The 17372-nt window shown below is 61.2% G+C and carries 16 protein-coding genes; 3 read left to right on the top strand and 13 right to left on the bottom strand.

Annotated features, from left to right (window positions below; all coding sequences use genetic code 11):
- Positions 1–12: 12 nt before the first annotated feature.
- Positions 13–1119, bottom strand: a complete 1107-nt coding sequence (locus ACXX9E_RS18285) for a PilT/PilU family type 4a pilus ATPase (RefSeq protein ID WP_458555858.1) — start codon at positions 1117–1119, stop codon at positions 13–15.
- Between the two features lie 131 nt (positions 1120–1250).
- On the opposite strand from ACXX9E_RS18285, the gene ACXX9E_RS18280 reads away from it, so the two are divergent.
- On the top strand, positions 1251–3788 hold the full coding sequence (locus ACXX9E_RS18280) for a PAS domain-containing hybrid sensor histidine kinase/response regulator (protein ID WP_458555857.1): 2538 nt from the start codon (positions 1251–1253) through the stop codon (positions 3786–3788).
- 51 nt (positions 3789–3839) lie between these two features.
- On the top strand, positions 3840–4115 hold the full coding sequence (locus ACXX9E_RS18275; RefSeq protein WP_007912322.1) for a peptidylprolyl isomerase: 276 nt from the start codon (positions 3840–3842) through the stop codon (positions 4113–4115).
- Positions 4116–4229: 114 nt separating this feature from the next.
- Here the strand turns inward: ACXX9E_RS18275 and ACXX9E_RS18270 are convergent, their stop codons facing one another.
- The 8 genes from ACXX9E_RS18270 to ACXX9E_RS18235 form a co-directional block, all read right to left on the bottom strand.
- On the bottom strand, positions 4230–5162 hold the full coding sequence (locus ACXX9E_RS18270) for a sugar kinase (RefSeq protein ID WP_458555856.1): 933 nt from the start codon (positions 5160–5162) through the stop codon (positions 4230–4232).
- Between the two features lie 138 nt (positions 5163–5300).
- Positions 5301–6515, bottom strand: coding sequence for an amino acid deaminase (locus ACXX9E_RS18265; protein ID WP_458555855.1), 1215 nt, complete (start codon positions 6513–6515; stop codon positions 5301–5303).
- A 39-nt stretch (positions 6516–6554) separates the two neighbouring features.
- Positions 6555–7319: an IclR family transcriptional regulator gene (locus ACXX9E_RS18260; RefSeq protein ID WP_123468235.1), complete on the bottom strand. Its 765-nt coding sequence runs from the start codon at positions 7317–7319 to the stop codon at positions 6555–6557.
- 144 nt (positions 7320–7463) lie between these two features.
- Positions 7464–7853, bottom strand: a complete 390-nt coding sequence (locus ACXX9E_RS18255) for a RidA family protein (protein ID WP_007912330.1) — start codon at positions 7851–7853, stop codon at positions 7464–7466.
- 30 nt (positions 7854–7883) lie between these two features.
- Entirely contained in the window at positions 7884–8675 is a 792-nt protein-coding gene (locus tag ACXX9E_RS18250) for an amino acid ABC transporter ATP-binding protein (RefSeq protein WP_123468231.1), read from the bottom strand.
- The gene (locus ACXX9E_RS18245) at positions 8672–9334 is read right to left on the bottom strand and encodes an amino acid ABC transporter permease (protein WP_123468229.1); all 663 of its coding nucleotides are present in this window, start codon (positions 9332–9334) and stop codon (positions 8672–8674) included. Before ACXX9E_RS18245 ends, ACXX9E_RS18250 begins: the two co-directional genes overlap by 4 nt.
- A 9-nt stretch (positions 9335–9343) precedes the next feature.
- Entirely contained in the window at positions 9344–10006 is a 663-nt protein-coding gene (locus ACXX9E_RS18240; protein ID WP_003225455.1) for an amino acid ABC transporter permease, read from the bottom strand.
- 50 nt (positions 10007–10056) lie between these two features.
- Positions 10057–10905: a transporter substrate-binding protein gene (locus ACXX9E_RS18235; protein WP_458555854.1), complete on the bottom strand. Its 849-nt coding sequence runs from the start codon at positions 10903–10905 to the stop codon at positions 10057–10059.
- Positions 10906–11241: 336 nt separating this feature from the next.
- Here ACXX9E_RS18235 and ACXX9E_RS18230 point away from each other — a divergent pair, with 336 nt between their 5' ends.
- Positions 11242–11673 (top strand): thioredoxin family protein, encoded by a 432-nt coding sequence (locus ACXX9E_RS18230; RefSeq protein ID WP_123468224.1) that lies wholly within the window; start codon positions 11242–11244, stop codon positions 11671–11673.
- 196 nt (positions 11674–11869) lie between these two features.
- Here the strand turns inward: ACXX9E_RS18230 and ACXX9E_RS18225 are convergent, their stop codons facing one another.
- The 4 genes from ACXX9E_RS18225 to ACXX9E_RS18210 all read right to left on the bottom strand — a co-directional run bounded on the left by ACXX9E_RS18225 (position 11870) and on the right by ACXX9E_RS18210 (position 17307).
- Complete coding sequence (locus ACXX9E_RS18225; RefSeq protein WP_123468222.1) at positions 11870–13429, bottom strand: TerC family protein; 1560 nt, start codon at positions 13427–13429, stop codon at positions 11870–11872.
- Positions 13430–13826: 397 nt separating this feature from the next.
- Positions 13827–15473 carry a phospholipase D-like domain-containing protein gene (locus tag ACXX9E_RS18220; protein WP_458555853.1) on the bottom strand — a complete coding sequence of 549 codons (1647 nt, stop codon included), beginning with the start codon at positions 15471–15473 and terminating at the stop codon, positions 13827–13829.
- A gap of 176 nt (positions 15474–15649) precedes the next feature.
- Positions 15650–16324 carry a vWA domain-containing protein gene (locus ACXX9E_RS18215; protein WP_458556593.1) on the bottom strand — a complete coding sequence of 225 codons (675 nt, stop codon included), beginning with the start codon at positions 16322–16324 and terminating at the stop codon, positions 15650–15652.
- Positions 16309–17307, bottom strand: a complete 999-nt coding sequence (locus ACXX9E_RS18210) for a magnesium chelatase ATPase subunit I (RefSeq protein ID WP_458555852.1) — start codon at positions 17305–17307, stop codon at positions 16309–16311. Before ACXX9E_RS18210 ends, ACXX9E_RS18215 begins: the two co-directional genes overlap by 16 nt.
- Positions 17308–17372: the final 65 nt, after the last annotated feature.

The following is a 17372-nucleotide window of genomic DNA, read 5'->3' as shown; positions in this document are numbered from 1 at the left end:
AGGCTGAACCGTTCAGTCCATCAGGCCCCACTCCCCCGTCGTGGGTGGGGCCGGTGTGAAATCGCCCTGCAACTTCAAGCGCAGGCGCAGATTGTTCACCGAATCGGCATGTTTGAGTGCTTCTTCCTCGCTGATCGCCCCCTCCACCACCAGGCCGTGCAACGCCCCGTCGAACGTCTGCATGCCCAGTTCGGTGGACTTTTCCATGATGCCTTTGAGCTCACCCAACTCATTACGCCGGATCAGGTCCCCGATGGTCGGCGTGCCCAGCATCACTTCCACGGCTGCCCGCCGCTGCCCCTTGAGCGTGCGCACCAGGCGCTGGGAAACAAAGGCTTTAAGGTTGTTGCCCAGTGCATGCAGCAACTGTGGCCGACGCTCTTCGGCAAACAGGTTGATGATCCGGTCGAGCGCCTGATTGGCGTTGTTGGCGTGCAGCGTCGATAAAACCAGATGACCGGTTTCGGCGAACGCCAGCGCGTGCTCCATGGTCTCGCGGTCGCGGATTTCGCCGATCAGCACCACATCGGGTGCCTGGCGCAGAGTGTTTTTCAAAGCCGCGTGAAAACTGCGGGTGTCGACACCGACTTCACGCTGGTTGATGATCGACAGCCGATGCCGGTGGATGTACTCGATCGGGTCTTCAATCGTGATGATGTGGCCACTGCTATGGCGATTGCGATGATCGATCAGCGCCGCCAGCGAGGTCGATTTGCCCGAATCGGTGGCGCCGACAAACAGAATCAGGCCTTGTTTGAGCATCACGGTTTCCAGCAGCACGCGGGGCAACTTGAGGTCTTCAAAGCGCGGGATGTCCAGTTTGACGTTGCGGATCACGATCGACACGTCATTGCGTTGCTTGAACAGATTGACCCGAAAGCGGCCGATGCCGGTGCGCGAGATGGCCAGGTTCATTTCCAGATCCCGGTCGAACTCCCGGCGCTGTTCGGCGTCCATCAGGGAATTGGCGATGACCGCGACTTCACCCGGCTTGAACGGCTGCTCGGCCAACGGCGTCAATACGCCTTGAAAGCGCGCGCTGGGTGGCGCCCCGGTCGACAGGAACAGGTCCGAGCCATGCTGGCTGGCCAAGCGTGTTAACAGTGCATCGATTTCCATGGTCAAATTCACCGACGAAGCATTCAATATTCAGACATGGCCCGCTGTCGTGACGCAGCGGTGCATTGAGCGTCTACCCTCTCGAAGGATAGTAGACGCCGCCTTACCGAATGACGCCCAGGACTAACGCAATGAACGCTGTACCCGGCAACGACGATGCGCAGGCGCTGATCACCCGCACTGACTGGAGTAACAGCGCACTGGGCGACGCTGGTCAATGGCCGCAGAGCCTGCGCACCGCGGTGGACATCGTGCTGCACTCGCCAATGCCGATGTTGCTGCTGTGGGGGCCGCAGCTCACCCAGATCTATAACAACGGCTTCGCCATGCTGGCCGGCAGCAAGCATCCGCACGCTTTCGGACAACCGGCGCACCTGATATGGCCAGAACTTCGCGACTTTACCGACCCGATTTACCGCGCCGTCCTGCAAGGTCAGGTGCGGACCTACAGCGAACGACGCTTTACCCTGCAACGTGACGGCAAGGATTCCGACTTCTGGCTGGATTTGACCTACAGCCCGATTCGCGACGAAACCGCGCAAGTGGCGGGGATCCTGGTCACGGCCATCGAAACCAATGAGCGCCGACGCATCGCGCTGGAACTGCAACAGCGCTCCGAAGACAGCCTCAAGGCGCAACAGCAAACCGAAGAGCGCCTGCAACTGGCCCTGGCAGCCACCGATGCCGTCGGCACCTGGGATTGGGATATCGGCGAAGACCGCTTCATCGCCGACGCTCATTTCGCGCAGTTGCACGGGGTCGATCCGGCGCAGGCGAGCCAGTTGCCGATCAGCGACTATTTGCAGGGTGTGCACCCGGAAGACCGCGCCCTGATCGCGCGCAGCATCAAGCACTGCATCACCCACGGCACCGAGTACGCCGAGGAATATCGTCTGCTGCAAGGCGATGGCGACATACGCTGGGTGTTTGCCCGTGGCCGCTGCTACAAGGATCACCATGGCCGGCCGGTGCGCTTTCTCGGCGCGGCGCTGGACCTGACCGAGCGCAAACACACCGAACAGGCGCTGCGCCAGAGCCAGACAGAACTGCAGCTGATCATCAATGCCATGCCGATCCTCATCAGCTACGTCGACCATGAGGAGCGCTTCCGCCTCAACAACGCCGCGTATCTCGACTGGTATGGCCTGACCCCGCAGGAGCTCTACGGGCGCACCATCCGCGAAGTGATCGGCGAAGAAGCCTATTTTCTGCGCGCGCCGTATATCGCCGAAGCGCTGGCGGGCAGGCCTTGTTCATTCAGCCTGTACACCCCTCACCGCGATGGCAGCATCCGTCACGCGTTGATGAATTACCTGCCGCGACACGGGGCCGACGGTGCGGTCAACGGTTTCTACATCTTTGTGATCGACGAAACCGAACGCAAGAAAACCGAAGAAGCGCTGCGCAACCTCAACGAAACCCTCGAAGAGCGCGTCAGCGCCCGTACCGAACAACTGGCCCAGGCCAACCAGCGCTTGCAGAACGAGATGTTCGAGCGCGAGCGGGCCGAAGATGCCTTGCGCCATGCGCAGAAGATGGAAGCGGTCGGCCAGCTCACCGGCGGTATCGCCCACGACTTCAACAACATGCTCACCGGCATCATCGGCAGCCTCGATCTGATGCAGCGCTATATTGCCGACGGCCGCGCCAACGAGATCGGCCGGTTTACCGAAGCGGCCGTGTCCTCGGCCAATCGGGCGGCGGCGCTGACCCATCGTCTGCTGGCGTTTTCGCGGCGCCAGTCGCTAGACCGCAAACAGCTGAACGTCAACGAACTGATCCATTCGCTGGAAGACCTGATCCGCCGCACCAAAGGTGATCAGATCGAGCTCAAACTGCAGCTGGCCGACGACCTGTGGCCGGTGAGCACCGATGTGAGCCAGTTGGAAAACGCCCTGCTCAATCTGGTGATCAATGCGCGTGATGCCATGCCCGAGGGCGGCGAACTGCTGATCGAAACAGTCAACGTCTACCTCGACGGCAGCGACATCACCACGCTGGAACCAGTGAAGGCCGGCGATTACCTGATGCTGGCGGTCAGCGATAACGGGACGGGCATGACGCCTTCCGTGCGGTCCAAGGCGTTCGACCCGTTTTTCACCACCAAACCCATCGGTCAGGGCACCGGGTTGGGCCTGTCGATGATTTATGGCTTCGCCCAGCAGTCGGGCGGCCATGTCAGTCTCGACAGCCTGCCCGGACAGGGCACCTGTGTGCGGCTGTATTTGCCGCGTCTGTATGCACTGGAGCCGGAACACCCGCCAACCAACCCGGTCGAGCCGCCCGCCCACCTGCCGAGCGGAGAAACCGTGGTCGTCGTCGAAGACGATCCCGCCGTGCGCATGCTGGTGCTCGATCTGCTCAAGGAACTGGGTTACCGCGCATTCGAAGCCGAGGACGCGAAATCCGCGCTGCCCCTGCTGGAATCGGACCTGCGGGTGGACCTGCTGGTGACGGATGTCGGCCTGCCCGGCATGAACGGCCGTCAGTTGGCGGAAGTCGCCCGCCAGCATCGTCCGGGCCTGAAAGTGTTGTTCATGACCGGTTACGCGCAGAAAGCCGCCGAACGTCAGGGTTTTCTCGAGGACGGCATGGACATGGTCGCCAAACCGTTTGCCATTGAGCTGCTGGCGAGCAAGATCCGCACGATGATCAGTCAAACCCGGTGACTTGAGGCATAATCCGCGCCCCGCCGTCACCCCGTTATCAGGTATCGCACGATGAAAGCCCAAGCCCGCCACATTCTGGTGAAAACCGCCGAAGAGGCCGAACAGCTCAAACAACGCATCGCCAAGGGCGAAGCGTTCGATGTGCTGGCCAAGAAATTTTCGACCTGCCCGTCCGGCAAGCGCGGTGGCGATCTGGGTGAAGTCCGTCCGGGGCAGATGGTTGGCGCGATTGACGCGGTGATCTTCAAAAAGCCGTTGCGTACCGTGCACGGGCCGATCAAGAGCAAGTTCGGCTATCACTTGGTGCAGGTGTTTTACCGCGATTGACGGGTTGGCTTCAGGGCCCTTTCGCGAGCAGGCTCGCTCCCACGTTGAGAATGCAATCCCCTGTGGGAGCGAGCCTGCTCGCGAACCGATTGCGCCGCAAGCGGCCATTCAAATCTATTTCGGGATCAGTGCTCCTGGCACCTGAATCACCCGACTTGCCAGCAGATGCCCGGCTTCGGCAGCCTCCGCCGGACTCCCGCCGAGCAATCGACTGGCCAGATACGCCGCACTGAACGAATCCCCGGCCGCCGTGGTGTCGACGACTTTCTCGACGGTCTGCGCCGGCACCTCGAACGCTTCGCCATCGCAGCGAATCAGGCATGCGTCGGCACCGCGCTTGAGCACCACTTCCGGCGTATCGAACTGCGCGTAAGCCGCGAACACTGCATAGCAGTCGGCAAATCCGAACAGCGCCTGCTCGTCATCCACTGTCAGCAACGCCAGATCAACGTAGGGCAACACGCTGCGATACGCCGAACGCGCCTCTTCGACTGAGGCCCACAAACGCGGCCGGTAGTTGTTGTCGAACACGATGCGTGCATCCCGCTGGCGGGCCTCGATCAGCGTCTGGATCAGCTTTTCCCGGCCCAGCGCACCAAGCACAGCGAGGGTGATACCGCTGAAATACAACACGTCGTAATCGGCCAGCGCCGCCAGAATCGGCTCGGCCGCCGGGGTGGTGAAACAGTCGCGGACGGCCGCTTCGTTGCGCCAGTAAAGGAAGCGGCGTTCGCCGTTGGCGTCGGTCTGGATGCAGTAGAGGCCCGGCAGACGCCCGGGCAGACGTTGCACCAGGTCGAGGCCAATGCCTTCGCTGCTCCAGATTTCACACATCGCGTCGCTGAAGCTGTCATCGCCCAGCGCGGTGACGTAATCGACTTGCGCTTTATCGCCAAGGGCGCGGGACAGGTAAACCGCCGTGTTAAGCGTGTCGCCGCCGAAGCTTTGCTGCAGGCTGCCGTCGGCGCGCTGTTGCAGTTCGATCATGCATTCGCCGATCAGCGCGATGCGCGGGATGTTCGGGCCCAGAGGGCTGAGGGTGGTCATCGGGTGTGTCCCTGCTGATTCGGTGGTGTTTGATCCGGCCGCATCGCTGGCAAGCCAGCGCCCACATGATCTTCACAGTCCATGAGATCCCTGCGGGAGCTGGCTTGCCTGCGATTGGCCGCAACTCGGTCTCAAGCCCTAGAAGCAAGTCTCCATGCTCTCAACCACCGCCAACTGCTCATCCACCAGCAACCCCACACGCCACTTGTCGAACGTCAGGCACGGGTGCGAGGTACCAAAGGAAATAATGTCCCCCACCCGCAGCTCAACCCCCGGCGCCACACTCATGAACGCGTGTTGGTCCATCACCGCCGTGACTTTGCACGCGCCCACGTCATCGCCCACCGCCGGCACAATGCCGGCCTTGTAACGCCGCAACGGCACCGGCAAACCGGCATCGAACGCCACGTCGCGCTTGCCCAGGGCAATCACCGCGAACCCTGGCTCCGGCAACGACTGCACATGCGCCCAGACCTCCAGCGCCGGACGCAAACCCTCGTGCAAGTCACTGCGACGGTCGAGCACGCAGCACTGCGCCTCTTTGTAGATGCCGTGGTCATGGGCCACGTAACTGCCCGGACGCAGCACGCTGAGAAAGCGTCCGCTTGCGTTCTGCGTTTCGAACGATTCGGCGATCAGGTCGTACCAGGCCGAACCCGACGCGGTGATGATCGGCTTGGGAATGGCGAATGCGCCGCTGTCCTGCAGTTGCACCGCCAGGCGCACCAACGACGCGGCGAATTGGCGAATGCCGCTGACCGCGTGGTCGCCGTGAATCACGCCTTCGTAACCTTCGATGCCGGTCAGGGCCAACGCCGGTTGGGCGTTAATCGCCTTGGCCAGCGCGATAACTTGCGCCTCACTGCGGCAACCGCAACGACCGCCGACCACGCCGTACTCGATCATCACGTTCAGCTTCACCCCGCGCGAGGCGAAGTAGGCGCCGAGATCGGCGACGTTGTCCGGGTGATCGACCATGCAGTAGAAATCGAACGTCGGATCGGCCAGCAGATCGGCGATCAGCGCCATGTTCGGCGTACCGACCAACTGGTTGGCCATCAACACCCGACGTACGCCGTGGGCATAAGCCGCGCGGGTCTGGGTCGCACTGGCCAGGGTGATGCCCCAGGCACCCGCGTCAAGCTGACGTTTGAACAGCGCTGGAGTCATGCTGGTCTTGCCGTGGGGCGCCAGCTGCGCCCCGCTGTCGCTGACGAATGTCTGCATCCAGCGAATGTTGTGCTCCAGCGCCTCGCGGTGCAGCACCAGGGCCGGCAGGCTGACGTCACGCACCAGATGCGCGCCGATCGCGGCATCGCCCTTTTCCACAGCAGAATTGATGGCAGTCGTCATGGTCGAACTCCTCACTGTCGCGGCCGCAGGCAGCCGCGCTTATTCGTTGATTCGTCGGGCGAGGCTGTTGGCGCTCTCGATCAACACCCGGCGATAGTCGTTGTAATTGTTCTTCGCATCGGCCCGAGGGGCGACGATGCACAGGGTGCAAATGGCCACGCCGTTGGCGTCTTTGACCGGGGCGGCGAAGCAATGGGTAAAGGTGTCGGCGACGCTGTCGAACGAGAAGAAGCCATCGAGGCCGGCCTGACGGATTTCCGCCAGAAAACGTTCCAGCGGCAGACGCTCGCCGTCGGGCAGGATGAAATCGTCTTCGTCGATCAAGTCGATGATCTGTTGGTCGCTCAAATGGGCGAGCAGCAGGCGCCCGGACGCGGTCCACGGGATCGGCGCGTTTTCACCGATATCGGAAGAGATGCGGAAATGCCGCTCGCCCTCCTTCATCAGCGCCACCGTGTATTTGCGCCCGTTAAGCAAGCACATCTGCGCGGTTTCCCGGGTCTGGCTGACGATCTCCTGCAAGGCGTGATCGGCCTCGCGACTGAGGTCGAAATGACGCAGGTGCGCCTGCCCGAGAAAATACAACTGCCGGCCGAGATAAACGTGACCGTCCTTGCCCACCGGCTCCAGAATCCGTCGCTCCAGCAGTGACGCCACCAGTTCGTAGACCGTGGATTTCGGGCTGCCGATGCCGTTGGCGATGTCGTTCGGACGCAGCGGCTGGCCGATTTCCTTGAGGAAATCGAGGATATCGAACGCCCGGTCCAGACCACGGGCCCGGCGTTTGATGGTGTCTTCGGTCATGTCTTCAATTCCCAATGAAAGTGCCGGGAGTTTACCGAGAGTGCGCTGTCGACGGTTAGATCGCTTTCGCGAGCAGGCTCGCCCCTACACGACAACGTATTCCAACGGTAGGAGTGAGCCTGCTCGCGATAGGGTCACCTCGGTTCAGGCCTTCTTCTTGTAAGCGATACAGTCGATCTCGACCTTGCAATCGACCATCATGCTCGCCTGCACACAGGCTCGCGCCGGGGCGTGCTCAGGTTTGAAATACTCGCCGAAGACCTTGTTGAAACTGCTGAAATCCCGTGGATCGTCCAGCCACACGCCGGCACGCACCACGTCTTCGAGGCCATAACCGGCCTCTTCGAGAATCGCGATCAGGTTCTTCATGGTCTGGTGGGTCTGCTCGACGATGCCACCAACGATGATCTCGCCATCCACCGCCGGCACCTGGCCGGACACATGCAGCCAGCCATCCGCCTCAACAGCGCGAGCGAAGGGACGTGGCTGACCGCCGGCGGCGGTGCTGCCGGTGCCGTAACGCGTAATGCTCATGGGTATTTCTCCTGATTACAAAACAACAGATTAAAACCGCGTGCTTTTGAGAAACTCCGCCAGACGCGGCGATTGCGGGCGTTCGAACAGTTCCTTGGGAGGCCCCTGCTCTTCGATCCGCCCCTGATTCATGAACACGATCTTGTCCGAGACCTCGAAGGCGAAACGCATTTCGTGGGTCACCAGCAACATGGTCATGCCGTCTTCGGCCAGGCCCTTGATCACGTTCAGCACTTCGCCGACCAACTCCGGGTCCAGCGCCGAGGTGACTTCGTCGAACAGCATCAGGCTCGGGTTCATCGCGATCGCCCGGGCAATCGCCACGCGCTGTTGCTGACCGCCGGACAACTGCCCGGGAAAGTGATTGCGCCGCTCCAGCAGGCCGACGCGTTCCAGCCATTTTTCGGCGAGCACCACGGCTTCGTCCTTGTGCATTTTCTTCACCTTGAGCAGACCCAGGGTGACGTTCTGCAACGCCGTCAAATGCGGGAACAGGTTGAATTGCTGGAACGCCATGCCAGTCATTGCGCGATGGCGGGCGATGACTTTCTCGGCATGCCGCACGCGTTTGCCGTTGACCTCGTCGTAGCCGATGGATTCGCCGTCAAGCAGGATCTGCCCGCCCTGGAACTCTTCGAGCATGTTCACGCAACGCAACAGTGTGGTCTTGCCCGACCCGCTGGAACCGATCAACGTCACGACGTTGCCGCGCTGCATGCTCAGATCGACACCCTTGAGCACTTCCACCGCACCGTATTGTTTGTGCAGGCCGCGAATGTCCAGCAACGCCTGATTCTGTGAGGAAACTTGAGCTTGAGTCATGGCAGGGCCACCCGCTTTTCAATGTACCGGCCGAGTAATTCGATGCCGTAGTTGATGACGAAGAACAGAAAACCGGCGAACAGGTAGAACTCCAGGGTCATGAAGTTCCGGGCGATGATCTGTTGAGTACTGAGCAACAATTCGGCCACGCCGATCACCGAGAGCAAGGTCGAGGCCTTGACGATTTCGGTGGACGAGTTGACCCAGGTCGGCAGGATCTGCCGCAGCGCCTGAGGCAACAGCACGTAGCCGAGGGATTGGTAGAACGTCAGGCCGATCGCCTTGCTCGCTTCCATCTGCCCACGGGGCAACGCTTGCAACGCGCCACGAACGATCTCGGCCACGTGCGAGCCGCAGAACAGAGTCAGGCCCAGGGCGCCGGCCTGAAACGCGCTGATCTGCCAGCCCAGTGCCGGCGCCATGTAGAAGCACGCCAGCACCAGCACAAACACCGGCGTGCCGCGAATCAGGTCGACGTAAAAACGAAACGGCGCGCGCATCCAGAATTTGCCGTAGGTCAGCACCAGACCGGCAACCACACCGACCATCGTGCCGAGCAGAATCGCCAGTGCCGACACCTGCACACTGGTCAAAAAGCCTTGCCACAACGGCTCGCGCGCCACCCACAACTCATGCAACCAACTCGGGGATTCGTACATCGCGGCCTCCTATCGGCGAATCGCCAGACGCTGCTCGAGGTAACGCAGCAGCATGGCAATGAGGTAACAGGCCGCGACATACAACGCCGTGGTCACCAGCCAGGTTTCGATCACCCGGTAGCTTTCGACATTGATCTTGCGCGCGTAATAGGTCAGCTCCGGCACTGCAATCGCAGCGGCCAGCGAGGTGTCCTTGAACAGCGAGATGAAGTTGTTCGACAGCGCCGGCAACACGTTGCGCAGCATCACCGGCACCGTCACGTAAGCCTTGACCTGCCATTCACCGAGACCGATGGCCAGCCCCGCTTCGCGCTGCCCTTTGGGAATGCTCAGCAAACCGCCACGGAACACTTCGGTCAGGTACGCCCCGGCATACAGCGACAGGGTGATGATGAACGACGGGATCTTGTCCAGACGGATGCCCAGGCTCGGCAGTGCAAAGTAGATCAACAGAATCAACACCAGAATCGGCGTGTTACGCACCACCGTGACGTACACCGAGGCCAGTACCCGCAAGGCGCGATGCTTCGACAGCAAGGCAAACGCCATCAGCAGGCCGATCACGCAGCCGATGGCGATCGACACCAGCGCCAGTTCAAGGCCCAGACCGAGCCCCGCCAGCAAGGTGTCGAAATCGCGCCACACGGCGGCAAAGTTCAACTGATAGTTCATGGTCAGCAGTACCTTGAGCGGGGCGATTCAGGCGCCCCGCTCTCACGGGATCATTTGAATTCGACGGGAAAACCGATGGCCGGCGACGGTAGATCGACACCGAACCATTGTTTGAACGACGCCGCGTAAGTCGGGAATTCGACACCGGTCATGGCTTCATGCAACGCCGTGTTGACGAAGTTCAGCCAGTCCTGATCGCCGCGTTTGACTGCGCATGCGTAAGTCTGCGGGCTCCAGGCGTAGGTCGGGCTGCGGTAGCGACCCGGGTTCTGCACCATCAGGTATTTGACCGAAGACTGGTCGGTGGCGGCCGCATCGGCGCGACCGGAGTTCACCGCCTGATACATCAGGTCAACGCTGTCGTACTGATCGACCTTGGCTTTGGGCAGCGCCTGATGCACCAGTTCTTCGGCATAGACGTTTTGCAACACGGCCACGGTGACGCTGTCGCCGGCGGCCTGCAGGTCTTCGATTTCCTTGTACTTGCTGTTGGCCGGCAGCAGCAGGCCGACACCCTCGCGGTAATACGGCAGAGTGAACGCCACCTGTTGAGCGCGGCTGGCGGTCACGGTGATGAACTGGCAGCTCATGTCGACCTTGTCGGTCAGCAGATTGGGAATCCGCGCATCCGACGACTGCACCACGAATTCGACCTTGCCCGGATCATTGAACAGCCCCTTGGCCACAATCCGGGCGATGTCGATATCAAAGCCCTGCAACTTGCCGTCTGCACCTTGAAAGTGCCACGGCGCATTCGTGCTGCCAGTACCGACAATCAGTTTTCCACGGGCCAGCACACTGTCGAGCTTGCTGTCGGCTGCCTGGGCCAGGCCCATGACAGCGGACGAAGCCGCGAGAACAAAAACACACGCTTTGAACAAGGAAGGTCGGCGATGCATGGCAAGCACTCCAGAGGTTGTTTATTCCGCTATACCGGAACTCGGTTTGTTACTACGGAATAAACAGCAGAAAGTGTGCCACAGGATCGGCGGGGAATCTGTAATGGTTTGAAATATCTGCAAAATCAAAGGGATGCAGATAAGGCCCGGTGCAGTGTTACGCGCGGGGTCATGAGGACACGCTACCGTTGGCCACACATAGAGGGTATTCGGGCCACATTTCGGGGCGGCCTGCACAAAAAAACACAATGTGCACCTGTCAGCTCTGACAGTAGCCGGACGGGTCAGTCTGGCTTACGGTCGACAGAACACGCAGCACCCGACAAGGAGACCGTCATGAGTGTGAACATCCCTTTCGCCGAACTACCGCCCACTTACCGCAAAGCCCTGAAAACCTGGCGCCCGGTGATTCTGTATTTCGCCAATGAACACTGCCCCGCCTGCGAGTGGGCCGGGCCGGTGTTTCGTGAGGTAGCCGAACCGTATCGGCTCCGGGCAAACATTTACATGCTCAACACCAGTCAATCGCCGCGCCATCCACTGGTTACCGGCACGCCTACGGTGCTGTTCTACAAGGACGGCAAACTGCTGAAACGGCTCAAAGGCATCGGCACCGAAGAAACGCTGGCACAGGACTTCGCCCAGCACATCGGCAAGATCAAGGCTCCTGCCCCTGCGCGCAAACGCCCGCATGACCTGGCCTGGTTGCGCCAGACGCTGCGCACACTGCGCACGATCACGCGTGCACCACGGTGGAACTTTTCCTGAAGGTGCCGTGAAGCGTTAACGATGGAAGGCTGGAGCGCTGGGTATTTCATCCCGCAGCGTTGTTGCGGCGGACGAATCGCTTTCGCGGGCGAGCCCGCTCCCACAGGGGCGGCGTGATGCAGCGGATTTCACTCACACCGTCATCGGTGCAGGAGCTGCCACGGGCTGCGGCAGCTCCTGCACTTACAACGATGGTTCAGATCGGGTGACGCGTCAGCAACACCCGCGTCACCCGCCGCTCTTCAACCGCTTCCACGGTCATTTGCCAGGCGTCGTATTCCAGTCGATCACCAATGATCGGCAACCGATCCAGCAGGCTCATCACCAACCCCGCCAGTGTCTGGTAATCCTCGGTGGGCGCAGCGCAGAAACCAGTGAGCTGGCGCACGCGCGCCAGATTCAACGCACCGCTGACCACAAACCCGCCCCGCTCTTCGATCACGTCCGGTCCCTCGACTTCGCTGGCATCAGGCAACTCGCCGGCAATCGACTCAAGGATGTCGGTCATGGTCAGCACACCGACAAAGTCGCCGAACTCGTTGACCACAAAGGCGATGTGGGTCGAAGCCGCACGCATTTGTTCCAGCGCATTGAGGATCGAATAACTGTCGAGCAGGTTGATGGACTTGCGCACCAGATGTTCCAGGTTCGGCTCGTTGCCGGCCAGGTACTCCTTGAGCAGTTCCTTCTTGTGCACGAAGCCCAGCGGTTCATCCACCGCACCGTTGCGAATCAACGGCAGGCGCGAATAGGACGAATGCATCAACTTTGTTCGAATCGCCTCAGCGTCATCGGCAAGGTCGATGGTGTCGACGTCGGCACGCACGGTCATCAAGCCACGGATCGGCCGCTCGGCCAGTTGCAAGACGCCGCTGATCATCACCCGTTCGCGACGGTCGAACAGCTCCGCGCTTGGCACATCACCGTTATCCAGCAGGTCGGAAATCTCTTCGCCGACCTCCTCGACCGCCAGCTTGCGCCCGCCGAGCAAGCGCATCACCGCGTGTGCCGTACGCTCACGCATGGGGCGCAGGCCCTGCATCGAACGCTTGCGCCGGGCGCGGGCAACCTGGTTGAACACCTCGATCAAGATCGAGAAACCAATAGCGGCGTACAAGTAACCTTTCGGGATGTGGAAACCCAGACCCTCAGCGGTCAGGGCGAAGCCGATCATCATCAGGAAGCCCAGACACAGCATGATCACCGTCGGGTGGGCGTTGACGAAGCGTGTCAGCGGTTTGCTCGCGACGATCATCAGGCCGATCGAAATGATCACCGCAATCATCATCACGGCCAGTTCATCGACCATGCCCACGGCGGTAATCACCGCATCCAGCGAGAACACCGCATCCAGCACCACGATCTGCGCGACGATGGGCCAGAACAACGCATACGCCGTGTTGGTCGAGCGCTCGCCGACATGGCCTTCCAGCCGTTCATGCAACTCCATCGTCGCCTTGAACAACAGGAACACGCCGCCGAACAACATGATCAGGTCACGGCCGGAGAAGCTCTTGCCGAACACTTCGAACAAAGGCTGCGTCAGGGTCACCAACCAGGAAATACTCGCCAGCAGGCCCAGGCGCATGATCAGCGCCAGGGACAAACCGATGATCCGCGCGCGGTCACGCTGATGCGGCGGCAACTTGTCCGCAAGAATTGCGATGAACACCAGGTTGTCGATACCCAGTACCAGTTCCAGCACGATCAGAGTCAACAAGCCTAACCAGGCCGTGGGATCCGCTAACCATTCCATAAAATGTCTCGATCTCTCTTCAGTGAATTCAGGCTGCCGGACACGGCAAAGCGCAACGCGAAGGCTCTGCAGCCGCGTTGTCAACAATAGTCGGGAGTCGGAAAACCGGGTGCTGCGAGTGCGTCAAGACCGCGCCACGGCGCGAGGAGAAGGTACGACTGGGAGGCTCCGAGAGGGTGTTCATGCAAATCCTGAATGAAAAATGGCCTTGGAGCGTACAGTCTCTGGCGACAATTCCTACAGCGCAAAATCATTTCAAAATCTGTATCAGCCGGGGAGATGCATTGTTCTCGCTACCCTCATCGCCAACAGGCTGGCTCCTGCAAGGAATCGTGCGAATAACACGGAGCACTGTGGGAGCCAGCCTGCTGGCGATGAGGGTCTAACGAACAACGCATCAACGTCCGGCAAAACGCAACCGCGACAACTGCCGCAAATCCCCCTCCACGTAATAATCGTTGGTCCAACGGTCATCCACCGCCAACGGACTCACCTGCTTCAGCTCCAGTTTTTTCGCGAAATAACGAAACCGGTAATGCTCGTAGAACCGCAGCAGTTCCAGGCCGTAGTGGTCGGCCAGGTCAGTGTCGCCGCGAATGATCAGAAAGTTCTCGTCATTGCCGTTACTCGCCGAAGCGCTGAAGTTATGGCTACCGCTGATGATGGTCGGTGCATCCGTCGTGAAATCGGTGACCACCGCTTTGGTGTGCACCAGCAGGTTGCCTTTCTGGCCTTTCATGTTTTCCTTCAGCCAGCCTTCCAGGCCAGTGTTGAGCAAGGCAGTGGCGGCGAATTCGGCGGTACGGTCGGCATGAAATCCGGTGATGCTGCTGGCGGTGTTTTGCAAGCCGTAACGGAGGATGTCGTCATGGGGCTTGCCGAGCAGTGCATTGAGAATCGCTTCCGGCAAGGTAAACGCCGTAACGAACAGCACATCCTTTTTGGCCGCCCCGATGATCTCGACGAACTCACGCAGATCGGCACCGCCGCTGCGTGGCGAGAACCCGGCGAACAGCGGCTGCGCAGGGTCCATCGGGTTGCGTTCAGTGATCCAGGTGCGTGTTGCGCCGACATTGGCGGGGTTCGCCCAGACCTCTTCGAAAGTTTGCAGATACCGCGTGGCAATCGTCACGTCGTCGAGCGTGTGCACCACGTTGGCCTGGCGATACACGCCATTGGCGGTGAAGTTGGTGCTGCCACACAGCACGGCTTGCGGTTGACGCTGCCCGGCATCATCGACACGACTGAGGACAATGAACTTGTTATGAAAGATATCGTGAGTGACCCGGCCGCGCTTGCTCGACGCCGGTAACTGCGCGAGGCTGGTTTCGTTCAGGGTCGTATCGGGGTCGTCCGCGCGGGCGTGATACAGCACGCGCACTTGAACGCCTCGGGCGAACGCCGCATTCACCGCTTCGACTATCGCCTGCAACTGATACTCGTAGATCGCGATATCCAGCGCCCACCGGGCGTCCACTGCGCGCTCGATGTACCCGAGCAATCGCTCCAGCAGGCCGTTCTCCAGCCACAGACGCGCCGCGTCGGGCCACGCTTCGATCGGCAGGTTCCTATTGGCGCTGATCTGCGCATCCAGATCGGGAAACTTGCGCTGAAAGGCCTGACTGGCGGCTACGGCGCGGTTGAAGATCACGCTCTGGCTGGCCGGGTGGCCGTCATCGCTGGTGATGCTCAACTCCAGCGCTTCGCCCAGTTGTGGCGCGTCCGCCGTACCGTAAGCCAGATGCACCCGATAATGCATCGTCGTGCCCGGATTGACCGCGTAATCGGCCCAGCGGAATTTCTGCAGGGGCGCTTTATCGCTGGGCGAGGCGTGATATTGCGCGAAGGTGTGAGCCTTGCCGGGAAACGTCAGGCTGTTGAACAGGAATTGCCAGGGCTTGTCGACCTGCTGCTTTTCAATGGCGAAACCGAGCAGGCCTTTGCGCCGTGGCTCGGCCAGGTCCATGGCGAGCAGAACGCCGTTGGTGCCGGCGTAGGCTTTGACGCGAAAATCGTCCTGAGGATTGGCGACCAATACCCGCATGATTCACTCCTTGTGATTGGGGCTGAGGTGCAGCATAGAGCAGCGATGCGGGGTTTGTGAGGCAGATTTGAGACCGAGGCGATGCCTTCGCGGGCAAGCCCGCTCCCAGAGCTTTCTCACTGTTCGACACAAATTCAGTGTGAGCGGGCTTGCTCGCGAAGAGCCCCACCCAGGCATCACACATCGTCGATATGCCGATAATCCAGTTCCAGCGCCGCTGCCAACTGCCTGGACCGGCCCAAGCGAATCGGCCCACGTTCAATGTCGATCAACAAGCCCGGACACTCCAGCGACGGTATCGGTGGCAAGGCTTTCAAGCGCCCGTCCGTTACCACCAGCAATCGCTGCTGCTCGGCAGCAAAACGCTTTTTGCGCTGCACCAGCCACTGCTGCGCCTGCATCAGTGCGGCCAGCAACGGTGTCCCGCCGCCCGCGCCCAGCGCCTCCAGCCAGGATCGCAGGCCACTCGATGCCTTCAGGCCCTGCACCTGCCAAGTCGGCGCGCTGCCACTGGCGGTCAGCAACGCCAGACGCGCGCGCTGTCGATAGGCATCATCGAACAGTTGCGCGAGCAAGCCCTTGGCATCGCTCAAGGCCTGATGCCGACGCGTCGAGGCCGAGGCATCGACGATCACCAGCCACAATTCATGGGCGCAGCGAGTGCGCAACTGGAACTGCAGATCTTCCCGTATCTGCGGCCGGCCGTTGAGCAGCGTGCCCGGCCAGTTCACCAGGCCGCCGCGTGCGACGTGGCGCTTGCCCTGGCGTCCGTGGTCGAGTTGTCCGGCGCGGGGTCTGGCATTCGCCCCCGCGTCGGATCGGGGACGAATGCCGGTTACTTTTTTGGCCAGCTCGGCACTTCGCGGCGGGCACCAGTGGCCAGTGCCGGAGCCGGCATGTCACCCCACTGGCCCTGCCCTTCGCTGAGGTCGGCGGCAGAATGCGCCGGCGGTTGCGCGGGTTGCTGAGGGCTGGACGATGAGGGCTCACGACGCCGATGGCGCAGGGCAAATTCAGCGACGGCGTCGATGTCTTGCACGGCGATTGCCGTCGCGCCACGCCAGGCCGCATGGGCGCGGGCCGCACGCAGCCAGACCAGATCGGCGCGCAGACCGTCGACAGCGGCAGCGAAACAACGCTCGGTGATGTGCGCCAGCGCAGCGTCGTCCAGCGGAATCTCGCTCAAGCGGCTTCGAGCGTTTTCGCAGCGTTCACGCAGCTGTTGTTGTTCGGCTTCCCACTGCGCGCAGAACCCGTGGGGATCGCTGTCGAAATCCAGACGCCGACGAATGATCTGCCCGCGCTCGGTCGGTGCCGTGTGGCCGCTGAGGGCAACGTTCAAACCAAAGCGGTCAAGCAATTGTGGACGCAGTTCGCCCTCTTCGGGGTTCATGGTGCCGATCAGTACGAATTTCGCCGAATGCCGATGGGAGATGCCATCGCGCTCGATCAGGTTGGTGCCGCTGGCCGCGACGTCGAGCAGCAGGTCGACCAGATGATCCGGCAGCAGGTTGACCTCATCGACGTAGAGCACGCCGCCATCCGCCTTGGCCAGCACACCGGGCGAAAACTGCGCCCGGCCCTCGCTCAGGGCCGCGTCGAGGTCGAGGGTGCCGACCAGACGTTCTTCGGTAGCGCCCAGCGGCAAGGTGACGAACTGGCCGCTGGCAAGCAGATCTGCCAGACCGCGCGCCAGGGTGGATTTGGCCATGCCGCGCGGGCCTTCGATCAGCACCCCGCCGATTTTCGGGTCGATGGCGGTCAGGCACAGGGCGAGTTTCAGGTCATCGGCGCCGACCACGGCGGAGAGCGGAAAATGGGGGGTGTCGGTCATTTGGGTTTCTCTGTCGTGGTCTTTGGTGTTGTGGTGTGTCAGTGGGGAGGCCCTCACCCTGGCCC

The sequence above is a fragment of the Pseudomonas sp. GNP014 genome (assembly GCF_054344005.1).
This window is presented reverse-complemented; position numbering and strand designations above follow the sequence as displayed.